The sequence below is a fragment of the Dysgonomonas reticulitermitis genome (genome assembly GCF_054601275.1).
In genome coordinates this window covers 180,733-197,923 of record NZ_BAAHWU010000002.1, presented here as the reverse complement: position 1 = coordinate 197,923, position 17,191 = coordinate 180,733, and the positions used below count along the sequence as shown (strand labels likewise).

Here is a 17,191-nt window from a genome sequence, read left to right as displayed (position 1 = left end):
AACGCTGTTACTGAATTTTGTAACAGTTTAATTATTAAAATATGACATTTAAAGAATTAAATATTATCGAGCCTATACAGAGGGCTCTGGACGAAAAGGGATATACAATCCCGACACCAATACAGCAGCAAGCCATTCTGCCTGCACTGGACAATCGCGATATATTAGGATTGGCACAAACCGGCACAGGTAAGACAGCCGCATTTTCATTGCCCATTATTCAACAACTTTATTTGAATAAAATTAATGGAAAGAAAAGAGAAATAAGAGCTTTGATATTGACGCCAACACGTGAGCTGGCTATTCAGATAAACGAGTGCCTGAACGAATATACCCGGTATACAGGAATCCGCCATTGTGTGATTTATGGAGGAGTAAAACAAGCTGCCCAGGTAAATGAACTTAAGGCAGGAATAGATATATTGGTTGCTACTCCGGGACGATTACTGGACTTGATGAACCAAGGATATGTCAGTTTGAATGCTGTCCGTCATTTTGTGTTAGACGAAGCCGACCGGATGCTGGACATGGGATTCATCCATGATATAAAACGCTTGCTACCGAAGTTGCCTAAAGAAAAGCAAACACTATTCTTTTCGGCCACTATGCCATCGGCTATAGCTTCATTATCCCGTTCCATTTTACGAAATCCTCTTAAGGTGGAAGTGACACCGACTTCTTCTGTAATAGATACAATAGAACAATATATCTATTTTGTAGAGAAACAGGAGAAGAAGGATTTGTTGATCAATGTACTGAAGAAAGATAAAAAACAATCGGTCTTGGTATTCTCCCGCACTAAACATGGGGCAGACAAGATTGCACGTATTTTGAGCAAAGCAGGTATCGGCAGTGAAGCAATACATGGAAATAAATCGCAAAATGCACGCCAGCGTGCGTTAAGCAATTTTAAATCGCATAAAACACGGGTACTTATTGCTACTGATATAGCAGCCAGAGGGATAGATGTCGATCAGCTGGAGTTAGTTATCAACTATGACCTGCCCGACGTACCCGAAACATACGTACACCGCATCGGTCGTACCGGACGAGCGGGTAATAGCGGGACAGCTCTGACATTCTGTTCGAAAGAAGAGAATACTATGCTTCGGGATATTCAAAAATTGACAGGGAAAAATCTTGTTGTATCTACTGCCGTCTGATAAGTTTCCGGCATTTTATAAACTCTAAAATTTGCCGCTCTTATATTTTAAAGGAATTAAAACGTGATTTATTAATTTAAAACAAATATATTTGACAAATAAATATGGCTAAATCAAACTCATTTAACAAAAGAGAAATAGAAAAAAATAAGCAACAGAAGAGAAAGGAAAAACAACAAAAAAGAGAGGAACGTAAAAATAACCCGACAGATTCGTTCGATGACATGATTGCTTATGTAGACGAGAATGGCGTTATCACCAGTACTCCTCCTGATTTGGGAAACAAAGAAAAGGTTGAGATAGAGGATATTGTTATCTCTACTCCTAAGAAAGAAGAAATAGAAGATCCTGTATTGAAGGGTCGCGTGGAATATTTTAATCCGGAAAAAGGTTATGGATTTATTAAACATACAGGCAGTATGGATAAATATTTTTTCCATGTCAGCAATGCTCCATCCTCTATTACAGAAGGAAATATGGTAACATTTGAATTGGAACGGGGTCAAAAAGGCATGAATGCCGTAAGGATCACACTAGCCAATAAGGATGCCCAATAATCAACAATAATTAATAAAGAAAACGAATGAACATTTATGTTTCAAATCTGAACTTTAGCACATCAAGCGAGAGTTTACAAGAATTATTTGCAGGATACGGTGAAGTAAGTTCTGCTAACATTATCAAGGACAGAGAAACCGGAAGATCCCGTGGTTTTGGTTTCGTAGAAATGCCTAACGACTCGGAAGGCCAAAAAGCTATTGACGAACTGAATGGTACCGATTTTGAAGGTAAGGCAATCAATGTAAATGTCGCTCGCCCTAAAACTGAAAGAAGCAGTGGGGGAGGTTACGGCAATCGTGGCGGAAACGGAGGATATAACAGAAATCGTTATTAATCGATATGATCTAAATTGAACGGGCAGGTGTGATCACTTGCCTGTTTTTTTATTTAACAAACCTTACATCTTTAACTATTAATTCATCTTAATGTAACAGTAGCTTAATCATATAGAAATATAAATCATTGAAATTTGAGCAATTATAAAATAATAGAAGATTTATATGAATAATAAACGGTTAGCAGCAATTGATATTGGTTCCAATTCAGTGCGTTTGCTCATTACAGATGTGATTGATTATAAGGGTAGCCCCTTCTTTAAGAAAGATATTTTCATACGTATTCCGTTAAAGTTGGGTGAAGATACATTTACAAACGGATGTGTTGGAGAAGTGAAATTGGATAAACTGGCTACTCTTCTGCATTCATTTAAAGGCATCATTAGCATTAACGATGTGGATGATTGGCGGGTATGTGCAACATCGGCGATTAGGGAGGCGAGTAATGTAGAGGAAGTTGTAGATTCGGTTTTTTCTAAAACAGGAATCGAAATAGATGTCATAAATACAGTAGAAGAAGCCCGGTTTATAATAATCAATAGCGTTGAGCAGAATATGGACGATGACCGTGCTTATCTTTTTACCGATGTAGGCGGTGGTTCCACAGACTTAATCTTGTTTTATCGGAAAAAGGAAATTGCAATAGAATCTTTTCGCGTTGGAACATTGCGTTTATCGGATGTGAGTGATGGAAAAGAGCAAGGCGAATGGCTGAGAATGAAAAATTGGATTTATCAGTATTGCCGCGAATTTACTAAAATATCTCTTATCGGATCGGGCGGTAATATTAATAAGATAGATTCCTTGCTTCGCAGGTGTGGACGTATAAGGAGAGAAGAGCTGGTATCTTTTGCCCGGACTCTCAAAGGAATGACTATCGAAGAGCGTGTCATTAAATACAATATGAATACCAATCGGGCAAATGTTATCCTTCCGGCTATAAGTATCTATCTTAAAATAATGAAAATGGCCCGGGCACTTACTGTAGAAACACCAATAATAGGGGTGTCGGACGGAATAATTAAAGACCTGTATCTGCGTAAAGTTGAAGCTTCAAATACAAAAAATAGAATATCTCAGGCTTAATCTATTCTTCATCGGAAAGACACGGCTTCGTCATAATATAGTTGTTGTTTTGAATATACAAAAATGATATGAAAATGACAAAAATGAAACATCACAGGACCATCGTACTCTCAGATATTCATCTGGGGTCTAAATGGTCGAAAGCGAAAGAAGTTACACGGTTCATGAAAGAAAATACATGTGACAACCTTATTCTCTGCGGAGATATTATAGATGGCTGGAACCTGATGCGGGGCAAAAAGAATAAATGGAAAAGAAGGCATACTAAATTCATAAAGCTTCTGCTGGATATTCAACATAAGACTAAAATTACATATTTGCGGGGCAATCATGATGATTTTCTGGATGCGGTATTACCTATGACTTTCCAGAATATAAAAATAGCCAAAGATTGTATTTATGAGAGCGGTGATAAACGCTTTTACATTCTTCACGGAGATGTATTTGATACAGTGACAAGTCGTTTTAGTTGGTTATCGAAAATAGGTGATGTTGGATATTCTCTTCTGTTATGGATAAACAAACTATACAATAATCGCCGGGTAAAGAAAGGCCTGCCGTATTATTCTCTGTCTAAAGAAATAAAAAATAAGGTTAAGGCATCTGTCTCATATATCAGCGATTACGAACACCATATTGTAGAAATAGCTCGTAAAAAGAAATGTGACGGGGTCATCTGCGGGCATATCCATCATCCTGAAATGCGCTATTATGACGATATATTATATCTTAATTCCGGAGACTGGGTAGAATCGTTGTCGGCGCTTACCGAAGATCATGAAGGAAATTGGAACCTGGTTTATTACCAGCAACAGGAAACGATAGAAGACAGACTAACTCCTGATATAAATACACAACTTATACCACAAGCCATATGAAGTATCTCTTTATAGTACAAGGTGATGGAAGAGGACACATGACTCAGGCTATCGCATTATCTGAAATGCTCCGTCGTAATAAGCACGAAGTTGTAGAAGTACTTATTGGAAAGAGCAAAACCAGAGAAATACCTGAATTTTTTTATAGACGGATCGGAGCAAAATGCAGACTATATGATACGCCGTCTTTTATATTCAAAAAGAATCAGAAACATATTCATCCTCTTAAAACATTGATATACAACATTAATCCTAAAAGGTTAAGAAGGTATAAGAAAAGTATTGAGCTGATTAATCGCCGTATTAAGAAAACATCTCCTGATGTGGTGGTCAATTTTTATGAAATACTTGCGGGACTATCACATTTGAGATTTAGCATAGAAGTGCCCTTTATCAATATCGGGCATCAGTTCTTAATTAAGCATCCCGACTATATACATGCTAAGGGAGACGGGCAGGGTATGATGCTTTTTCGCCTGCATACTCTTCTCTGCGGTATTGGCGCAACCAAAACATTGGCATTGTCGTTTTATCCGTTGAAAGATAATATACCTCACAGAATAGCAGTCGTCCCTCCTTTGTTGCGAAAAGAAGTGCTTGAACTTACACCTGGCAATGGTGATTATATTTTAGGGTATATGTTAAATCAGGGTTACGAAAACGAAGTCAGAGAGTGGCATCGGGATAATTCCGAAACTGAATTGAACTTCTTTTGGGACAAGAAAGATGTTGAACCCGAGACAGTCTTGAGAAAAGGCTTGACAATGCATCGATTGGACGATAAAAAATTTCTTCAATATATGGCTAATTGCAAAGGATACATTACTACAGCAGGCTTTGAGTCGATATGTGAAGCAATGTATCTGAACAAACCGGTGATGATGATACCTGTCCATGTAGAACAGGAAGTGAATGCCGCTGATGCCGAATCGGCGGGATGTGGCATAACCGGAGCAAGCTTCAACATAAGCAGGCTTATTCAATATATAGAATCATATAAAGGGGAAAATAATAAAAAATTTTGTGAATGGGTAAATCGTGGCGAAGAGTTATTTCTGAAACATTTGACAACACTTGTATAAATACCCCATATCTTTAGCACCCTCTTTCATATACAGAATAATTCTATCTTAAAATGTATTTAATAGAGTTTATATTTAATAAGAGATTATTCTATTTATTTACAGATGTTTATACATAGTTGATTTTTTAACCACAGAGTTGCACCGAGTTAAATATCACGGAGTTACACCGTGAACCATAACTCCGTGCAACTCTGTGGTTAATTTATTGTTTATGAAATCCATAAATCTTTATTCTATATAATATCTAATATTTATTTTTTGTTTGCATTCTTCTTGTCAATAATAATTTAAAAACAGCATATCTTTCTTTTTAAATTAATAATCTCTTCCAACTTATATTTTAAATTAATTTATTGCGATTTACTTGTAATTTAAATTAAAATAATATTCTTTAGTTTTGTTTTATAAAAAATATATTATATTTGTATGGATTTTATATGATAATATTTTAATTATATAAAAATCCCTTTTGTTCCCTTATTAATAAGCGCTCATGAATAGATATTTGTTAACTATATTCTTGTTTGTTGCTTTTCAGTCTTTTAGTTGCGCTTCCGTACCGGATGAAACAGACGTTCTGATTGTTGGTGGAAGTGCAAGTGGAACGGCATCAGGTATTCAGGCATCCAGGATGGGAGTAAGAACACTAATTGTCGAAGAAACCGGTTGGCTTGGTGGAATGTTAACCTCCGCTGGAGTTAGCGCTATTGATGGTAATTATAATCTGCCGGCAGGTATCTGGGGTGAGTTTAGAGATTCATTAGTAAGTCATTATGTATACTTGGACTCCTTAAAAACGGGGTGGGTTAGTAATGTCTTATTTGAACCTTCGGTTGGAAATAAAATATTTCAGCAAATCTGCTCGAAAGAAAAAAAACTTTTTATTTGGTATGACACCAAATTGATTTCCGTTGAAAGAAAAAATGGAAACTGGATCGCCGAACTGAACGTAAATGGAAAGATAAGAAAGATTAAGGCTTCTGTCCTTATTGATGCCACGGAATTGGGAGATGTTGCCAAACTATGCGGGGTTTCTTACGATATTGGGATGGAAAGCCGTCAGATAACAGGCGAATCTGTCGCTCCACTCGAAGCGAATAATATAATACAGGATCTGACCTGCGTTGCTATACTGAAGGACTATAAAAAAGACGTTTCCATTCCCCGCCCCGAAGGTTATGATTCTACATTATTCGCCTGCGCCTGTAAAAATATTTTGTGCCTGTCGCCTAAAGAGCCTGAACGGTTGTGGGGTAAGAATGAAATGATTACTTACGGTAAATTGCCGAATAATAAGTACATGATCAATTGGCCTATCGAAGGAAATGATTATTATCTCAATCTCATTGAAATGAATCCACTGGAAAGGGTAGAAGCTTTGAAAAAAGCGAAGAACTTTACAATGTGCTTTCTCTACTTCCTGCAAAAAGAATTGGGCTTTAATACTTTCGGTTTAGCCGATGACGAATATCCGACAGAAGATAAACTTCCTTTTATACCATATCATCGGGAATCGAGGCGGATACACGGAGAAGTTCGCTTTACATTGAATTATATAACAGAACCTTACAAACAAGAATATAACTTATATCGTACTAACGTTGCGGTAGGAGACTATCCTGTAGACCATCATCATGCACGTTATCATGGGTATGAACAACTTCCTGATCTTTATTTCTATCCTGTACCTTCATACGGACTTCCGTTAGGTACGCTTATTCCGAAGGGTGTAAAAGGACTGATTGTTGCCGAAAAATCTATATCTGTTTCAAATCTGGTAAACGGTACTACTCGTTTACAGCCCGTTGTCCTTCAAATCGGGCAAGCAGCAGGAGTTTTGGCGGCTCTGGCTATCAGAGGTAAATGTGATATACAAGATGTATCGGTAAGAGCTGTTCAACAAGAAATATTGGCTTCGGGTGGTTATTTGATGCCATACTTGGATGTGCCGAAAGAGAATATCCTCTTCCCTGTATACCAACGAATAGGAGCTACGGGTATCCTGAAAGGAACAGGTAAAAATGTAGGATGGTCGAATCAGACATGGCTAAGAGTTGATGAGCCTTTAATATTTTCAGAACTGGATGGTTTAGGAGATATTTATCCTGCAAGTAAAATTGAAAACTTCGAAGGCGATTCGCTGACTCTGGAATATGCTATTGATCTGATAGGAAATATAGTCCGGCAAGAGAATATTAAGTTTAACGAGGATATATATAAAGAGGCGGGAAAACTGTATGCAAAATATGGCATGGGTAATTTCAACATAAATGCGCCAATCAAAAGAGGAGCTTTTGCTGTATTGGTAGATGAGTTTTTAAATCCTTTTAAAAAGGAAGTAGATATATACGGAAATTTTAAATAAAATACTATATGGAAACAAACGATCGTAGGGATTTCCTTAAGAAAGCGGCCATAGCCGGAGCGTCGGTTGCGGCAATGCCCGTGGTTGCGGCTTGTGCAAACGGCACACAAAGTGGGGGAAATAAGCATCTTCTAAAGACTGATGAATCTATAGCAAGTACTTTGATTGTGCCTAAAAAAGCCGGACTTCAGATTTCAGGTACTTTCTTGGATGAAATATCCCATGATATACCTCATCAAAACTGGGGCGAAAAAGAATGGGACTTGGATTTTCGCTACATGAAAAGTATCGGCATAGACACCGTTATTATGATTCGTTCGGGATACCGGAAATTTATCACATATCCATCGGAATACCTGTTGAAGAAAGGGTGCTATATGCCTTCTGTCGATTTGGTGGATATGTACCTCAGATTAGCGGCCAAATACGATATGAAATTCTATTTTGGGCTTTACGATTCCGGAAAATATTGGGATACAGGTGATTTGTCTTACGAAATAGAGCATAATAAATATGTGATAGATGAAGTCTGGAAGAAGTACGGTGAGAAATATAAAAGCTTTGCAGGCTGGTATATAAGCGGAGAGATCAGCCGCAAGACCAAAGGAGCTATAAATGCTTTCTATTCGATGGGAAAACAGTGTAAAGATGTTTCCAACGGGCTGCCTACTTTTATTTCTCCGTGGATAGACGGCAAAAAAGCGGTAATGGCTGCCGGAGAACAGTTATCGAAAGCCGATTCGGTTTCGGTACAGGAACATGAGAAAGAGTGGGGTGAAATATTCGATGGGATAAAAGGAGCTGTGGATGCTTGTGCTTTTCAGGATGGACATATCGATTATGATGAACTGGACGCCTTTTTCGAGGTAAATAAAAAACTGGCTGATAAGTACGGATTGCAATGCTGGACAAATGCTGAAACATTTGACCGTGACATGCCGATCCGATTTCTCCCTATCAAATTCGATAAACTGCGCATGAAACTTGAAGCCGCTAAACGTGCCGGCTATGATAAAGCCATAACATTTGAGTTTTCGCACTTTATGAGTCCTCAATCTGCTTATCTACAGGCCGGATATTTATATGATAGATACAAAGAATATTTCGAAATAAAATAATACCTCAATATATGAATTCAAGTGTAAATATAGGTTACATAAGTTTTTTATCTGTCGTTGCTGCTTTGGGCGGATTCCTTTTCGGATATGATACTGCGGTAATTTCAGGAACCATCGCTCAGGTGTCGGCTCAATTTTCTCTCGATGCCTTATCGCAGGGCTGGTATGTGGGCTGTGCCCTTGCCGGTTCCATCTTCGGCGTATTATGCGCCGGCATACTCAGCGATAATTTCGGACGCAAGAAAACACTCATGGTAGCAGCCATATTGTTTTCGGTTTCTGCTGTTGGCTGTGCTGTATCGTCCGATTTCAATCATCTGGTTATTGCCCGCGTTCTCGGCGGAATAGGTATAGGAGTTGTGTCCATTGTTTCTCCGCTCTATATATCGGAAATATCGGTGGCTGAATATCGGGGTCGTTTGGTTTCTCTCTATCAGTTGGCTGTTACCGTAGGTTTTTTAGGAGCGTATCTGGTTAATTTCGCTTTATTGAATTACTCGGCAGGTGGTGCAGAACACCTGTCTAACCCTACTTTATATCATATCTTCCATAGCGAAGTTTGGCGAAGTATGCTCGGTATGGCCGTAATACCGGCTGTATTATTCTTCATTGTAATATTTTTTATACCGGAAAGTCCCAGATGGTTGATATTGAAGAAACACGATGTGAAGGCAAAATCGATATTGAACCATATTTATGGATCTACAGAATCTGCTATTTATGAAATGAATGAAACGAAAAGGGTTATTGGCTCCGAGACTAAATCAAACTGGCGGCTTCTGCTAAAACCGGGTATTACAAAGGCTGTCATTATAGGAGTGGCGATTGCTATATTAGGCCAATTTATGGGGGTCAACGCCGTGCTTTATTACGGTCCTTCCATTTTCGAGAGCAGTGGTTTGTCCGGCGGAGATTCACTTTTCTATCAGGTAATTGTTGGTCTGGTAAATATGTTGACTACTGTTCTGGCAATCTTCATCATTGATAAGATTGGGCGTAAAAAACTGGTATACTACGGTGTTTCGGGTATGATAGTTTCACTCCTTCTTATTGCATTTTATTTTGTAAAAGGTGCCGATTTGGGCATCTCTAATGTAATATTGTTAGTATTCTTTTTGGCTTACATTTTCTTCTGTGCTGTATCTATCTGTGCCGTCATTTGGGTACTGTTATCAGAAATGTATCCTATCAAAGTTCGTGGATTGGCCATGTCGATAGCCGGATTTTCCCTTTGGGTAGGAACATATCTCATAGGTCAGTTGACCCCTTGGTTATTAGAAAATCTGAAGCCTGAAGGAACCTTTATTCTCTTTGCTGTCATGTGTGTACCATACATGATTATTGTGTGGAAATTAGTTCCCGAAACAACAGGGAAATCATTAGAAGAAATAGAAAAATACTGGGAAACATAAATCTTGAAAAATACATTATAAAGGAATAATCTTATGGATTTAAAAAAATTAGAGGAGCTGTACAAAGTAGAGCTTCTGGACAATGTCTTGCCTTTTTGGCTCAAAAACTCTCAGGATAAAGAGTATGGTGGATATTTTTCATGCCTCGACAGGGACGGTTCGGTATTCGATACCGACAAGTTTATCTGGCTACAGGGGCGCGAGGTGTGGATGTTTTCCACTATGTACAACAATGTGGAAAAACGCCGGGACTGGTTGGACTGTGCTATTCAGGGAGGAGAATTCCTGAAGAAGTACGGCCATGACGGCGACTATAACTGGTATTTTTCTCTCGATCGCAAAGGTAATCCCTTGGTAGAGCCTTACAATATCTTTTCGTACACATTTGCTACAATGGCTTTCGGACAGTTGAATAAGGCTACGAGTAATGAGGAATACGCAGAAATAGCACGGAAGACTTTTGATATAATTCTTTCGAAAGTAAATAATCCGAAAGGCAAATGGAATAAGGCTTATCCGGGTACGCGCAATCTGAAAAATTTTGCACTGCCGATGATCCTCTGTAATCTGGCTCTCGAAATAGAGCATTTGTTGTCGGAAGATTTTTTGTTGGAATTAATGGAAAACTGTATTCACGAAGTTATGGATGTCTTTTGCCGTCCCGAACTTGGCGGTATTATCGTTGAAAATGTTACTACCGATGGTCAGTTGTCTGACACTTTCGATGGTCGTTTGATGAATCCCGGACATGCCATAGAAGCCATGTGGTTTATAATGGACTTGGGGAAACGTCTTAAGAGACCCGAATTAATAAATAAGGCGGTAGAGACTACATTGAAAATGGTTGAGTATGGTTGGGATAAAGAATACGGCGGTATTTTCTATTACATGGATCGTTTGGGGCGTCCGCCGCAACAACTGGAATGGGATCAGAAACTGTGGTGGGTACATATCGAAACGCTGATTTCGTTGCTGAAAGGATATAACCTTACAGGTTCAAAAGAATGTTTGAAATGGTTCGAGAAGATACATGATTATACATGGACGCATTTCAAAGATCAGGAATACCCTGAATGGTACGGTTATCTAAATCGACGAGGTGAAGTATTATTGACCTTAAAGGGTGGTAAGTGGAAAGGGTGTTTCCATGTTCCGCGCGGATTATACCAGTGCTGGAAGATATTAAAGGAAATAAATAGTGGAAAAGATGTAGGATTGGATAAGGAGAAAATGATATATACTAAAAATTAAACAAATCCGGATGAAAGAGCAGAATGAACGTAGAGATTTCTTGAAGAAGATGGCAATAACGACCGGGAGCTTATCTGTAGCTGGCGTTTTGAATTCTTATTCTTCGAATAACTATGTAAATGGAAAAGAAAGTCTTCCGGGGTCGGACGATAAATACAGGCTGATTCCTAAAGGCGCGGGCTTGCCTATTACCGGGACTTTTCTGGATGAGATTACCTGGGATATTCCATCCCAGAACTGGGGTTATGACAAATGGAACAAAGACTTTGCCGCAATGAAAAAGATGGGCATCGATACCGTTGTTCTCATTCGTGGAGCATTTGGCCGATATATGACTTTCCGTTCCGAAATGCTGATGAAATATGAAGGAAAGTATATGTATGAGCCGGCATTTGATCTTATGGGTATGTTCCTCGATTTGGCCGACAAATACGGAATGAAATTCTATTGCGGCATATTCGATACCGGAAGGTATTGGTTGACAGGAGATTTCAAAAAAGAGGTTGAGATCAATAAGCTTTTTCTGGATGAAATACAGGAAAAATACGGGCATCATAAATCATTCTACGGATGGTATTTGTCGCAGGAAGTGAGTCGCCGTACAGGAGGAATAGTAGAATCGTTTGCCGAAATAGGGCGGCATGCGAAAAATATTTCAGGTGATAAGCCATGCCTGATATCTCCTTATATACATGGATTGAAGACAGACCAGGTGATGTCGGGAGATGCAGTGACTACTATCGAACAACATATTAAAGATTGGACTGAAATTTTATCCGGGATTAAAGGCTCTGTTGATATTCTGGCTTTTCAGGATGGACAGGTCGATTATCACGAACTGAAAGACTATCTGGTAGTCAATAGAGAATTAGCCGGAAAATATGGAATGGATTGTTGGACAAATGTGGAATCATTCGATCGTGACATGCCGATTCGGTTTTTGCCCATCCGTTGGGACAAGCTGATTAAAAAGCTTATCCATTCGCAGGAAGCGCGGATGTCGAAAGCTCTTACATTTGAATTTTCTCATTTTATGAGCCCTAATTCTGCTTATACTCAAGCAGAGAACCTATATCGAATTTATTGTGAGCATTTTCAAATAAAGAAATAATTAACTAATGTTGACTTAAAATTTTTATAAATGGAAAACCGAAAAGTTATTAGCAGGAAGATGTTGCTTCCCCTGATAATGAAAATGTTTCTATTTTCATTATTCATTCTTCTAAGCTCCCATTCTTATGGGCAGAATACTGTAAAAGGGGTAGTTATTGATAGCAAGGGTGAGACTCTTCCCGGAGTGTCAGTCGTTGTTAAACAAAGTAAGCTTGGTACCATGACAAATGTGGATGGAGAATACTCCATACAGACAGGAGATAAGGATATACTCGTTTTTTCCTATCTCGGAATGGTTACTCAGGAAATTAAAGTAGATGGAAGAAAGCTTATAAATGTAACCTTACAGGAAAGTTCATCATCACTCGATGAGGTCGTTGTAGTTGGTTATGGTACACAGAAAAAGGTAAGTGTTACCGGCGCTGTGTCGCAGATCAGGGGAGATGAATTGCTAAAAGCGCCTACTGCAAGTATATCTAATTTGTTGGCCGGTAGAGTTCCCGGAGTTATTTCTTTACAACAATCGGGACAACCCGGATCGGATGCGGCCAGTCTTCTGATTCGTGGAGGAAGCACTAAATATGTAGTGGATGGAATTGCCCGTAATTTCTCAGAAATAGATCCGAATGATGTTGCGACTGTATCTGTGCTGAAAGATGCTTCCGCGGCGGCTGTATATGGATTGGATGCAAGTTCGGTAATTATTATTACGACTAAGCGTGGAACTACAGCTACTTCCAAAATTAATTTCACTGCGTCCTATGGTATCAGTACCAATACCGAAATGCTGAAATTGTTAGATGGGCCTCAATTTGCATACTGGTATAACAAAGCCCGCGAAATGGATGGCAACACTCCTGTTTTTTCTCAGGAACATGTGCGCAAGATGTTGGCAGGCGAAGGCGGTTGGGGAAATACCAACTGGTATGAAGAAACCTTTGGAACAGGAACAAATGCAAACTATAATGTAAATGCTTCCGGTGGTACGGAAAGTATCAAATATTTTGTATCTCTGGGGTATTTCGATCAAAAAGGAAATGTGAAGAACTTTGATTACGACCGTATTAATCTCCGGTCTAATATAGATGCCACTATAGCGAAAAACCTCACTTTAAGCTTTGATCTTAGCGGACGTATCGAAAACCGCTTGCGATCAACCTGGAGCACCGATCCTACAGTGGGAGGTAATGTCGCTCAACAGGCTGTTCGGGCTATGCCGTTCACACCTACCGAATGGAACGGTTTACCGGTGGCTACGCCTACGGCCAGTTCTATTGTCAGTCCATTGGCCAGTTCTTCTTTAGACGCCGGATATAGAAGGGATAAGTCTAATATCATACAAACCAGTATTTCATTAAACTATAATTTCCCTTTTCTGAAAGGCCTTGCCGCTCGTTTCATGGTATCATACGATTATGAGGATGCTATGGCTAAACAATTTACGATTCCTTATTATGTAAACAAAGCTAATTTTCCGGGTTCTCCTGATGGAGATATTTCATATACAAAAACACAGTTTCCGAGTACGGGAGACGCCGGGCTGACGGAAGGCGCTACAAGGAGTACCACAATTACAACCAATACCAGCCTTAGGTACGAAAATAAATTTGGTTTGCACAATATTTCGGCTTTAGCGTTGATCGAGACTATTAAGACCGATGGAAATGGTTTTAGCGCGACAGGTTTTGGGTTCGATATCTTGTCGATGGATGAATTAAGCGAAAACACCAAAGCAGATAGAAGAGTAATTGGTGGTTCAAGTAGTCAGGCTCGTTTAGCTGGTTATTTAGGACGCATAAATTATGATTTCAATAGTAAATATTTATTGGAATTAACTGCCCGTTACGATGGCTCACATTGGTTTGGAGGTAAAAATATTGCTGGTAAACGATGGATATTGACTCCTGCTACTTCTTTAGGATGGCGTATGTCGGAAGAAAGTTGGTTTAAAAATCTTTCGTTGCCTGTGGATAATCTCAAATTACGTATGGGAGTCGGCGAAACAGCTTTGTCCGACGGATTACGTGACTATTTCTTTTTAAATACTCTTTCTTCTGTAAAAAATGTTGCTGTACTCGGTAATGGGACTGTAATCAACGGATTAAACACGTCTCAGCTGGCAAATATCAACCTGACATGGGGTAAGGCGTTACAATACAATGCCGGTTTTGACCTTAATATGTGGAATGGATTATTCGGTATGGAATTTGATGTCTTCTACAAATATCTTTACGATATGCCTCTACGAGTAGGGGCTTCTTATCCCGATTCATTTGGCGGGTATTATTTTGGTATGGCTAATGTAGGTAAACAAGATCATAAAGGGTTTGAACTTTTGTTGAGCCACACAAACAAGATCAAAGATTTTTCTTATAAAGTAGAACTGACCGGGACTTATACCAAGCGCCGTTGGCTAAGTTTTCCTGATGCGGTTAATACACCGGATTATTTAAAACTAACAGGAAAAGAGGTAGGAGCATTAGAGGGTTTTGTCGCTTTAGGTTTATACCAAAGTAAAGAAGAGATTATCAATTCGGCTGTATTACCAAGTGGCAGGCCACGTCCGGGCGACATCAAATATCTCGATAGAAACGGTGATGGGCAGATTACATACGAACAAGACCGCGGATATGTAGGCAAATCGGCATATCCCGATTTTACAGGCGGTATAAAGTTTTATGGCGAATGGAGAGGTTTAGATATTTCGTTCTTATGGCAAGGCGCTTTAGGCCGCGATGTAGCCTTGACAGGTGTTTACCCGGGAGTAGGTATGGATAACAGTTTATTTACAAAAACGTTCTATCATTCATCCAATACACCTCTTTATCTGGTAGAAAACTCATGGACGCCTGACAATCCCAATGCTATATTTCCGCGTTTGAGTATCGACCTTCCGGGAAATAACAATGCTTATTCTTCCGATCTCTGGTACAGGAGCGGAGATTACCTCCGTCTGAAAAGTTTGCAGATAGGTTATAATATTCCCGCGAAAGTATTACGGCCTGTAGGTATCGGTCAGCTACGAGTTTATGTGGAAGGACAAAATCTTCTTACGTTTTCTGACTTGACGAAATACAATATCGACCCTGAACAACCGGGAGTATCCAACGGATATTATCCTCAACAGAGGGTATTCGCAGGGGGGATTAAATTAACCTTTTAAATGACTGAAATTATGAAAAAAATAATATATCCGATAATCGCTTTCTTGATGATTTTTACCTCCGGATGTGACGATTTTATCGATGTGACACCTACCGATCGGATTTCTGACAAATTGGTATGGCAAGATGTGAATACGGCAACATTGTACTGCAATACTTTTTTGGCGTATATCGACCGCTATGGGATGTTTGCAAGTCCGTCTCAATTCAATGGGAACTTGACCGAGGGCTTGACCGAAACCTTTAAATACGGTTCGACAGTGTCAGGAAGCCGGGCAGGTGACGCGAATATGGTTGTATTCAATCCCGAAAGGATCGGACCTGATCAGAACCTGTTAAATGTGTGGGGTGTAACCTATGAACGCATCCGCAGAATAAACGAATTCTTGGTAGGATTATACAATCTTTCTACTTTCGATGAAAATACCAATACTCTCTTCGAAGGGCAAGCGCGTTTCATGCGGGCTTATTTGTATTTCCAACTGGCTAAACGCCACGGAGGGGTGATTCTATATACTGATATGAACCTCGTGAAAGATAAAAATCGCTCGTCAGCTACAGAAACTTGGGATCTGATAGAAGCAGACCTTGATTTTGCCGCGACAGTTTTACCGATAGAATGGGATGCCGCTAATAAAGGAAGAGTAACCAAAGGTGCGGTTTATGCATTCAAATCAAGAGCTATGTTGTATGCCGAACGTTGGCAATCCGCTAAAGATGCTGCCGATGCGGTGTTTAGTTTAAATAAATATTCGTTGACTGCTAAATATGAAGATTCTTGGAATGGGAATAATTCAGAATCGATACTCGAATATAACTATCTGGTTACAGGGCCGAATCATAATTTCGACGCTGCTTATGCTACATACGGCGAAGCTGTCGATGTAGGTGGAGCCGGAGCTCCTACTCAAGAAATGGTAGAAGCTTACGAAAAAAGCGATGGTACAAAAGTAGACTGGACTACATGGCATACCGAAACAGGTACAAGCCTTCGTCCTCCTTACGAGAATCTTGAGCCGCGTTTTCAGGCGACTATTATATACAATGGTTGTAAATGGCAAGGCAAAACAATGGAAAATTCTGTAAATGGTACAAATGGCGCCTACTTGGAATATGGGACAGAAACCTATCCAAAAGGCAAGACTACAACAGGATATTACCTGCGTAAACTGAGAGACGAAAAATTGACCGATATAACTACTTATTTAAGTTCGCAAACATTAGTCGAAATTCGTTTAGCTGAAGTTTATTTGAACCGCGCGGAAGCTCTTTATCGTCTGAATAAGCCAAGCGATGCCTTGAAAGATGTAAAAGCCGTGCGCGACAGGGTGAGCCTTCCTACAGCTACAAGTCTATCCGGGAATGATTTATTTGAAGCGATACAACAGGAACGTAAGATCGAATTATCTTACGAAGGTCATCTATATTGGGACATGCGCCGCTGGCGTCTGGCTGATAAAAACTATCCGGAAGGCTATAACAATTATCGTGTGCATGGTATGAAAATTTCGGGTACAGCAGGGAGTTATACATATCAGTATGTAGACTGCGATAAACAAAACCGTAAGTTCCTGACTAAAACATATGTGCTTCCGGTTCCTAATACTGAACTCAATAACAACTCTGCCATTGAGCAATATGATGAATGGAAATAAATAAA

13 protein-coding genes are annotated in these 17,191 nt (G+C 39.4%); all 13 read left to right on the top strand.

What is annotated here, in order from left to right:
• Window positions 1-41 precede the first annotated feature (41 nt).
• The 13 genes from ACYPZI_RS01895 to ACYPZI_RS01835 all read left to right on the top strand — a co-directional run bounded on the left by ACYPZI_RS01895 (window position 42) and on the right by ACYPZI_RS01835 (window position 17,186).
• The gene (locus ACYPZI_RS01895) at window positions 42-1,163 is read left to right on the top strand and encodes a DEAD/DEAH box helicase (RefSeq protein ID WP_459598044.1); all 1,122 of its coding nucleotides are present in this window, start codon (window positions 42-44) and stop codon (window positions 1,161-1,163) included.
• Window positions 1,164-1,267: 104 nt separating this feature from the next.
• Window positions 1,268-1,720: a cold-shock protein gene (locus ACYPZI_RS01890; RefSeq protein ID WP_459598042.1), complete on the top strand. Its 453-nt coding sequence runs from the start codon at window positions 1,268-1,270 to the stop codon at window positions 1,718-1,720.
• A 26-nt stretch (window positions 1,721-1,746) separates the two neighbouring features.
• Entirely contained in the window at window positions 1,747-2,058 is a 312-nt protein-coding gene (locus ACYPZI_RS01885) for an RNA recognition motif domain-containing protein (RefSeq protein WP_459598040.1), read from the top strand.
• A gap of 166 nt (window positions 2,059-2,224) precedes the next feature.
• Complete coding sequence (locus ACYPZI_RS01880) at window positions 2,225-3,145, top strand: Ppx/GppA phosphatase family protein (RefSeq protein ID WP_459598039.1); 921 nt, start codon at window positions 2,225-2,227, stop codon at window positions 3,143-3,145.
• Window positions 3,146-3,219: 74 nt separating this feature from the next.
• Window positions 3,220-4,023 carry a UDP-2,3-diacylglucosamine diphosphatase gene (locus tag ACYPZI_RS01875; RefSeq protein ID WP_459598038.1) on the top strand — a complete coding sequence of 268 codons (804 nt, stop codon included), beginning with the start codon at window positions 3,220-3,222 and terminating at the stop codon, window positions 4,021-4,023.
• On the top strand, window positions 4,020-5,105 hold the full coding sequence (locus ACYPZI_RS01870) for a glycosyltransferase family protein (protein ID WP_459598037.1): 1,086 nt from the start codon (window positions 4,020-4,022) through the stop codon (window positions 5,103-5,105). The genes ACYPZI_RS01875 and ACYPZI_RS01870 overlap by 4 nt, the downstream gene beginning before the upstream one ends.
• 496 nt (window positions 5,106-5,601) lie before the next feature.
• Window positions 5,602-7,473, top strand: a complete 1,872-nt coding sequence (locus ACYPZI_RS01865) for an FAD-dependent oxidoreductase (protein WP_459598036.1) — start codon at window positions 5,602-5,604, stop codon at window positions 7,471-7,473.
• Between the two features lie 8 nt (window positions 7,474-7,481).
• Window positions 7,482-8,591, top strand: coding sequence for a DUF4434 domain-containing protein (locus tag ACYPZI_RS01860; RefSeq protein ID WP_459598035.1), 1,110 nt, complete (start codon window positions 7,482-7,484; stop codon window positions 8,589-8,591).
• An 11-nt stretch (window positions 8,592-8,602) separates the two neighbouring features.
• Complete coding sequence (locus ACYPZI_RS01855) at window positions 8,603-10,003, top strand: sugar porter family MFS transporter (protein WP_459598034.1); 1,401 nt, start codon at window positions 8,603-8,605, stop codon at window positions 10,001-10,003.
• Window positions 10,004-10,036: 33 nt separating this feature from the next.
• Window positions 10,037-11,254, top strand: a complete 1,218-nt coding sequence (locus ACYPZI_RS01850; protein WP_459598033.1) for a n-acyl-d-glucosamine 2-epimerase — start codon at window positions 10,037-10,039, stop codon at window positions 11,252-11,254.
• A 10-nt stretch (window positions 11,255-11,264) separates the two neighbouring features.
• Window positions 11,265-12,365 carry a DUF4434 domain-containing protein gene (locus ACYPZI_RS01845; protein ID WP_459598032.1) on the top strand — a complete coding sequence of 367 codons (1,101 nt, stop codon included), beginning with the start codon at window positions 11,265-11,267 and terminating at the stop codon, window positions 12,363-12,365.
• 30 nt (window positions 12,366-12,395) lie between these two features.
• Window positions 12,396-15,530: a SusC/RagA family TonB-linked outer membrane protein gene (locus ACYPZI_RS01840; protein ID WP_459598031.1), complete on the top strand. Its 3,135-nt coding sequence runs from the start codon at window positions 12,396-12,398 to the stop codon at window positions 15,528-15,530.
• Window positions 15,531-15,542: 12 nt separating this feature from the next.
• Window positions 15,543-17,186: a RagB/SusD family nutrient uptake outer membrane protein gene (locus ACYPZI_RS01835; protein ID WP_459598030.1), complete on the top strand. Its 1,644-nt coding sequence runs from the start codon at window positions 15,543-15,545 to the stop codon at window positions 17,184-17,186.
• The last annotated feature ends 5 nt before the right edge of the window (window positions 17,187-17,191 follow it).

What these genes read in the sequence shown, in the direction of transcription:
- ACYPZI_RS01835 (WP_459598030.1), top strand. Translation starts at nt 15,543, where the DNA reads ATGAAAAAAATAATATATCCGATAATCGCTTTCTTGATGATTTTTACC.
- ACYPZI_RS01885 (WP_459598040.1), top strand. Translation starts at nt 1,747, where the DNA reads ATGAACATTTATGTTTCAAATCTGAACTTTAGCACATCAAGCGAGAGT.
- ACYPZI_RS01870 (WP_459598037.1), top strand. Translation starts at nt 4,020, where the DNA reads ATGAAGTATCTCTTTATAGTACAAGGTGATGGAAGAGGACACATGACT.
- ACYPZI_RS01860 (WP_459598035.1), top strand. Translation starts at nt 7,482, where the DNA reads ATGGAAACAAACGATCGTAGGGATTTCCTTAAGAAAGCGGCCATAGCC.
- ACYPZI_RS01865 (WP_459598036.1), top strand. Translation starts at nt 5,602, where the DNA reads ATGAATAGATATTTGTTAACTATATTCTTGTTTGTTGCTTTTCAGTCT.
- ACYPZI_RS01880 (WP_459598039.1), top strand. Translation starts at nt 2,225, where the DNA reads ATGAATAATAAACGGTTAGCAGCAATTGATATTGGTTCCAATTCAGTG.
- ACYPZI_RS01840 (WP_459598031.1), top strand. Translation starts at nt 12,396, where the DNA reads ATGGAAAACCGAAAAGTTATTAGCAGGAAGATGTTGCTTCCCCTGATA.
- ACYPZI_RS01855 (WP_459598034.1), top strand. Translation starts at nt 8,603, where the DNA reads ATGAATTCAAGTGTAAATATAGGTTACATAAGTTTTTTATCTGTCGTT.
- ACYPZI_RS01895 (WP_459598044.1), top strand. Translation starts at nt 42, where the DNA reads ATGACATTTAAAGAATTAAATATTATCGAGCCTATACAGAGGGCTCTG.
- ACYPZI_RS01875 (WP_459598038.1), top strand. Translation starts at nt 3,220, where the DNA reads ATGACAAAAATGAAACATCACAGGACCATCGTACTCTCAGATATTCAT.
- ACYPZI_RS01845 (WP_459598032.1), top strand. Translation starts at nt 11,265, where the DNA reads ATGAAAGAGCAGAATGAACGTAGAGATTTCTTGAAGAAGATGGCAATA.
- ACYPZI_RS01890 (WP_459598042.1), top strand. Translation starts at nt 1,268, where the DNA reads ATGGCTAAATCAAACTCATTTAACAAAAGAGAAATAGAAAAAAATAAG.
- ACYPZI_RS01850 (WP_459598033.1), top strand. Translation starts at nt 10,037, where the DNA reads ATGGATTTAAAAAAATTAGAGGAGCTGTACAAAGTAGAGCTTCTGGAC.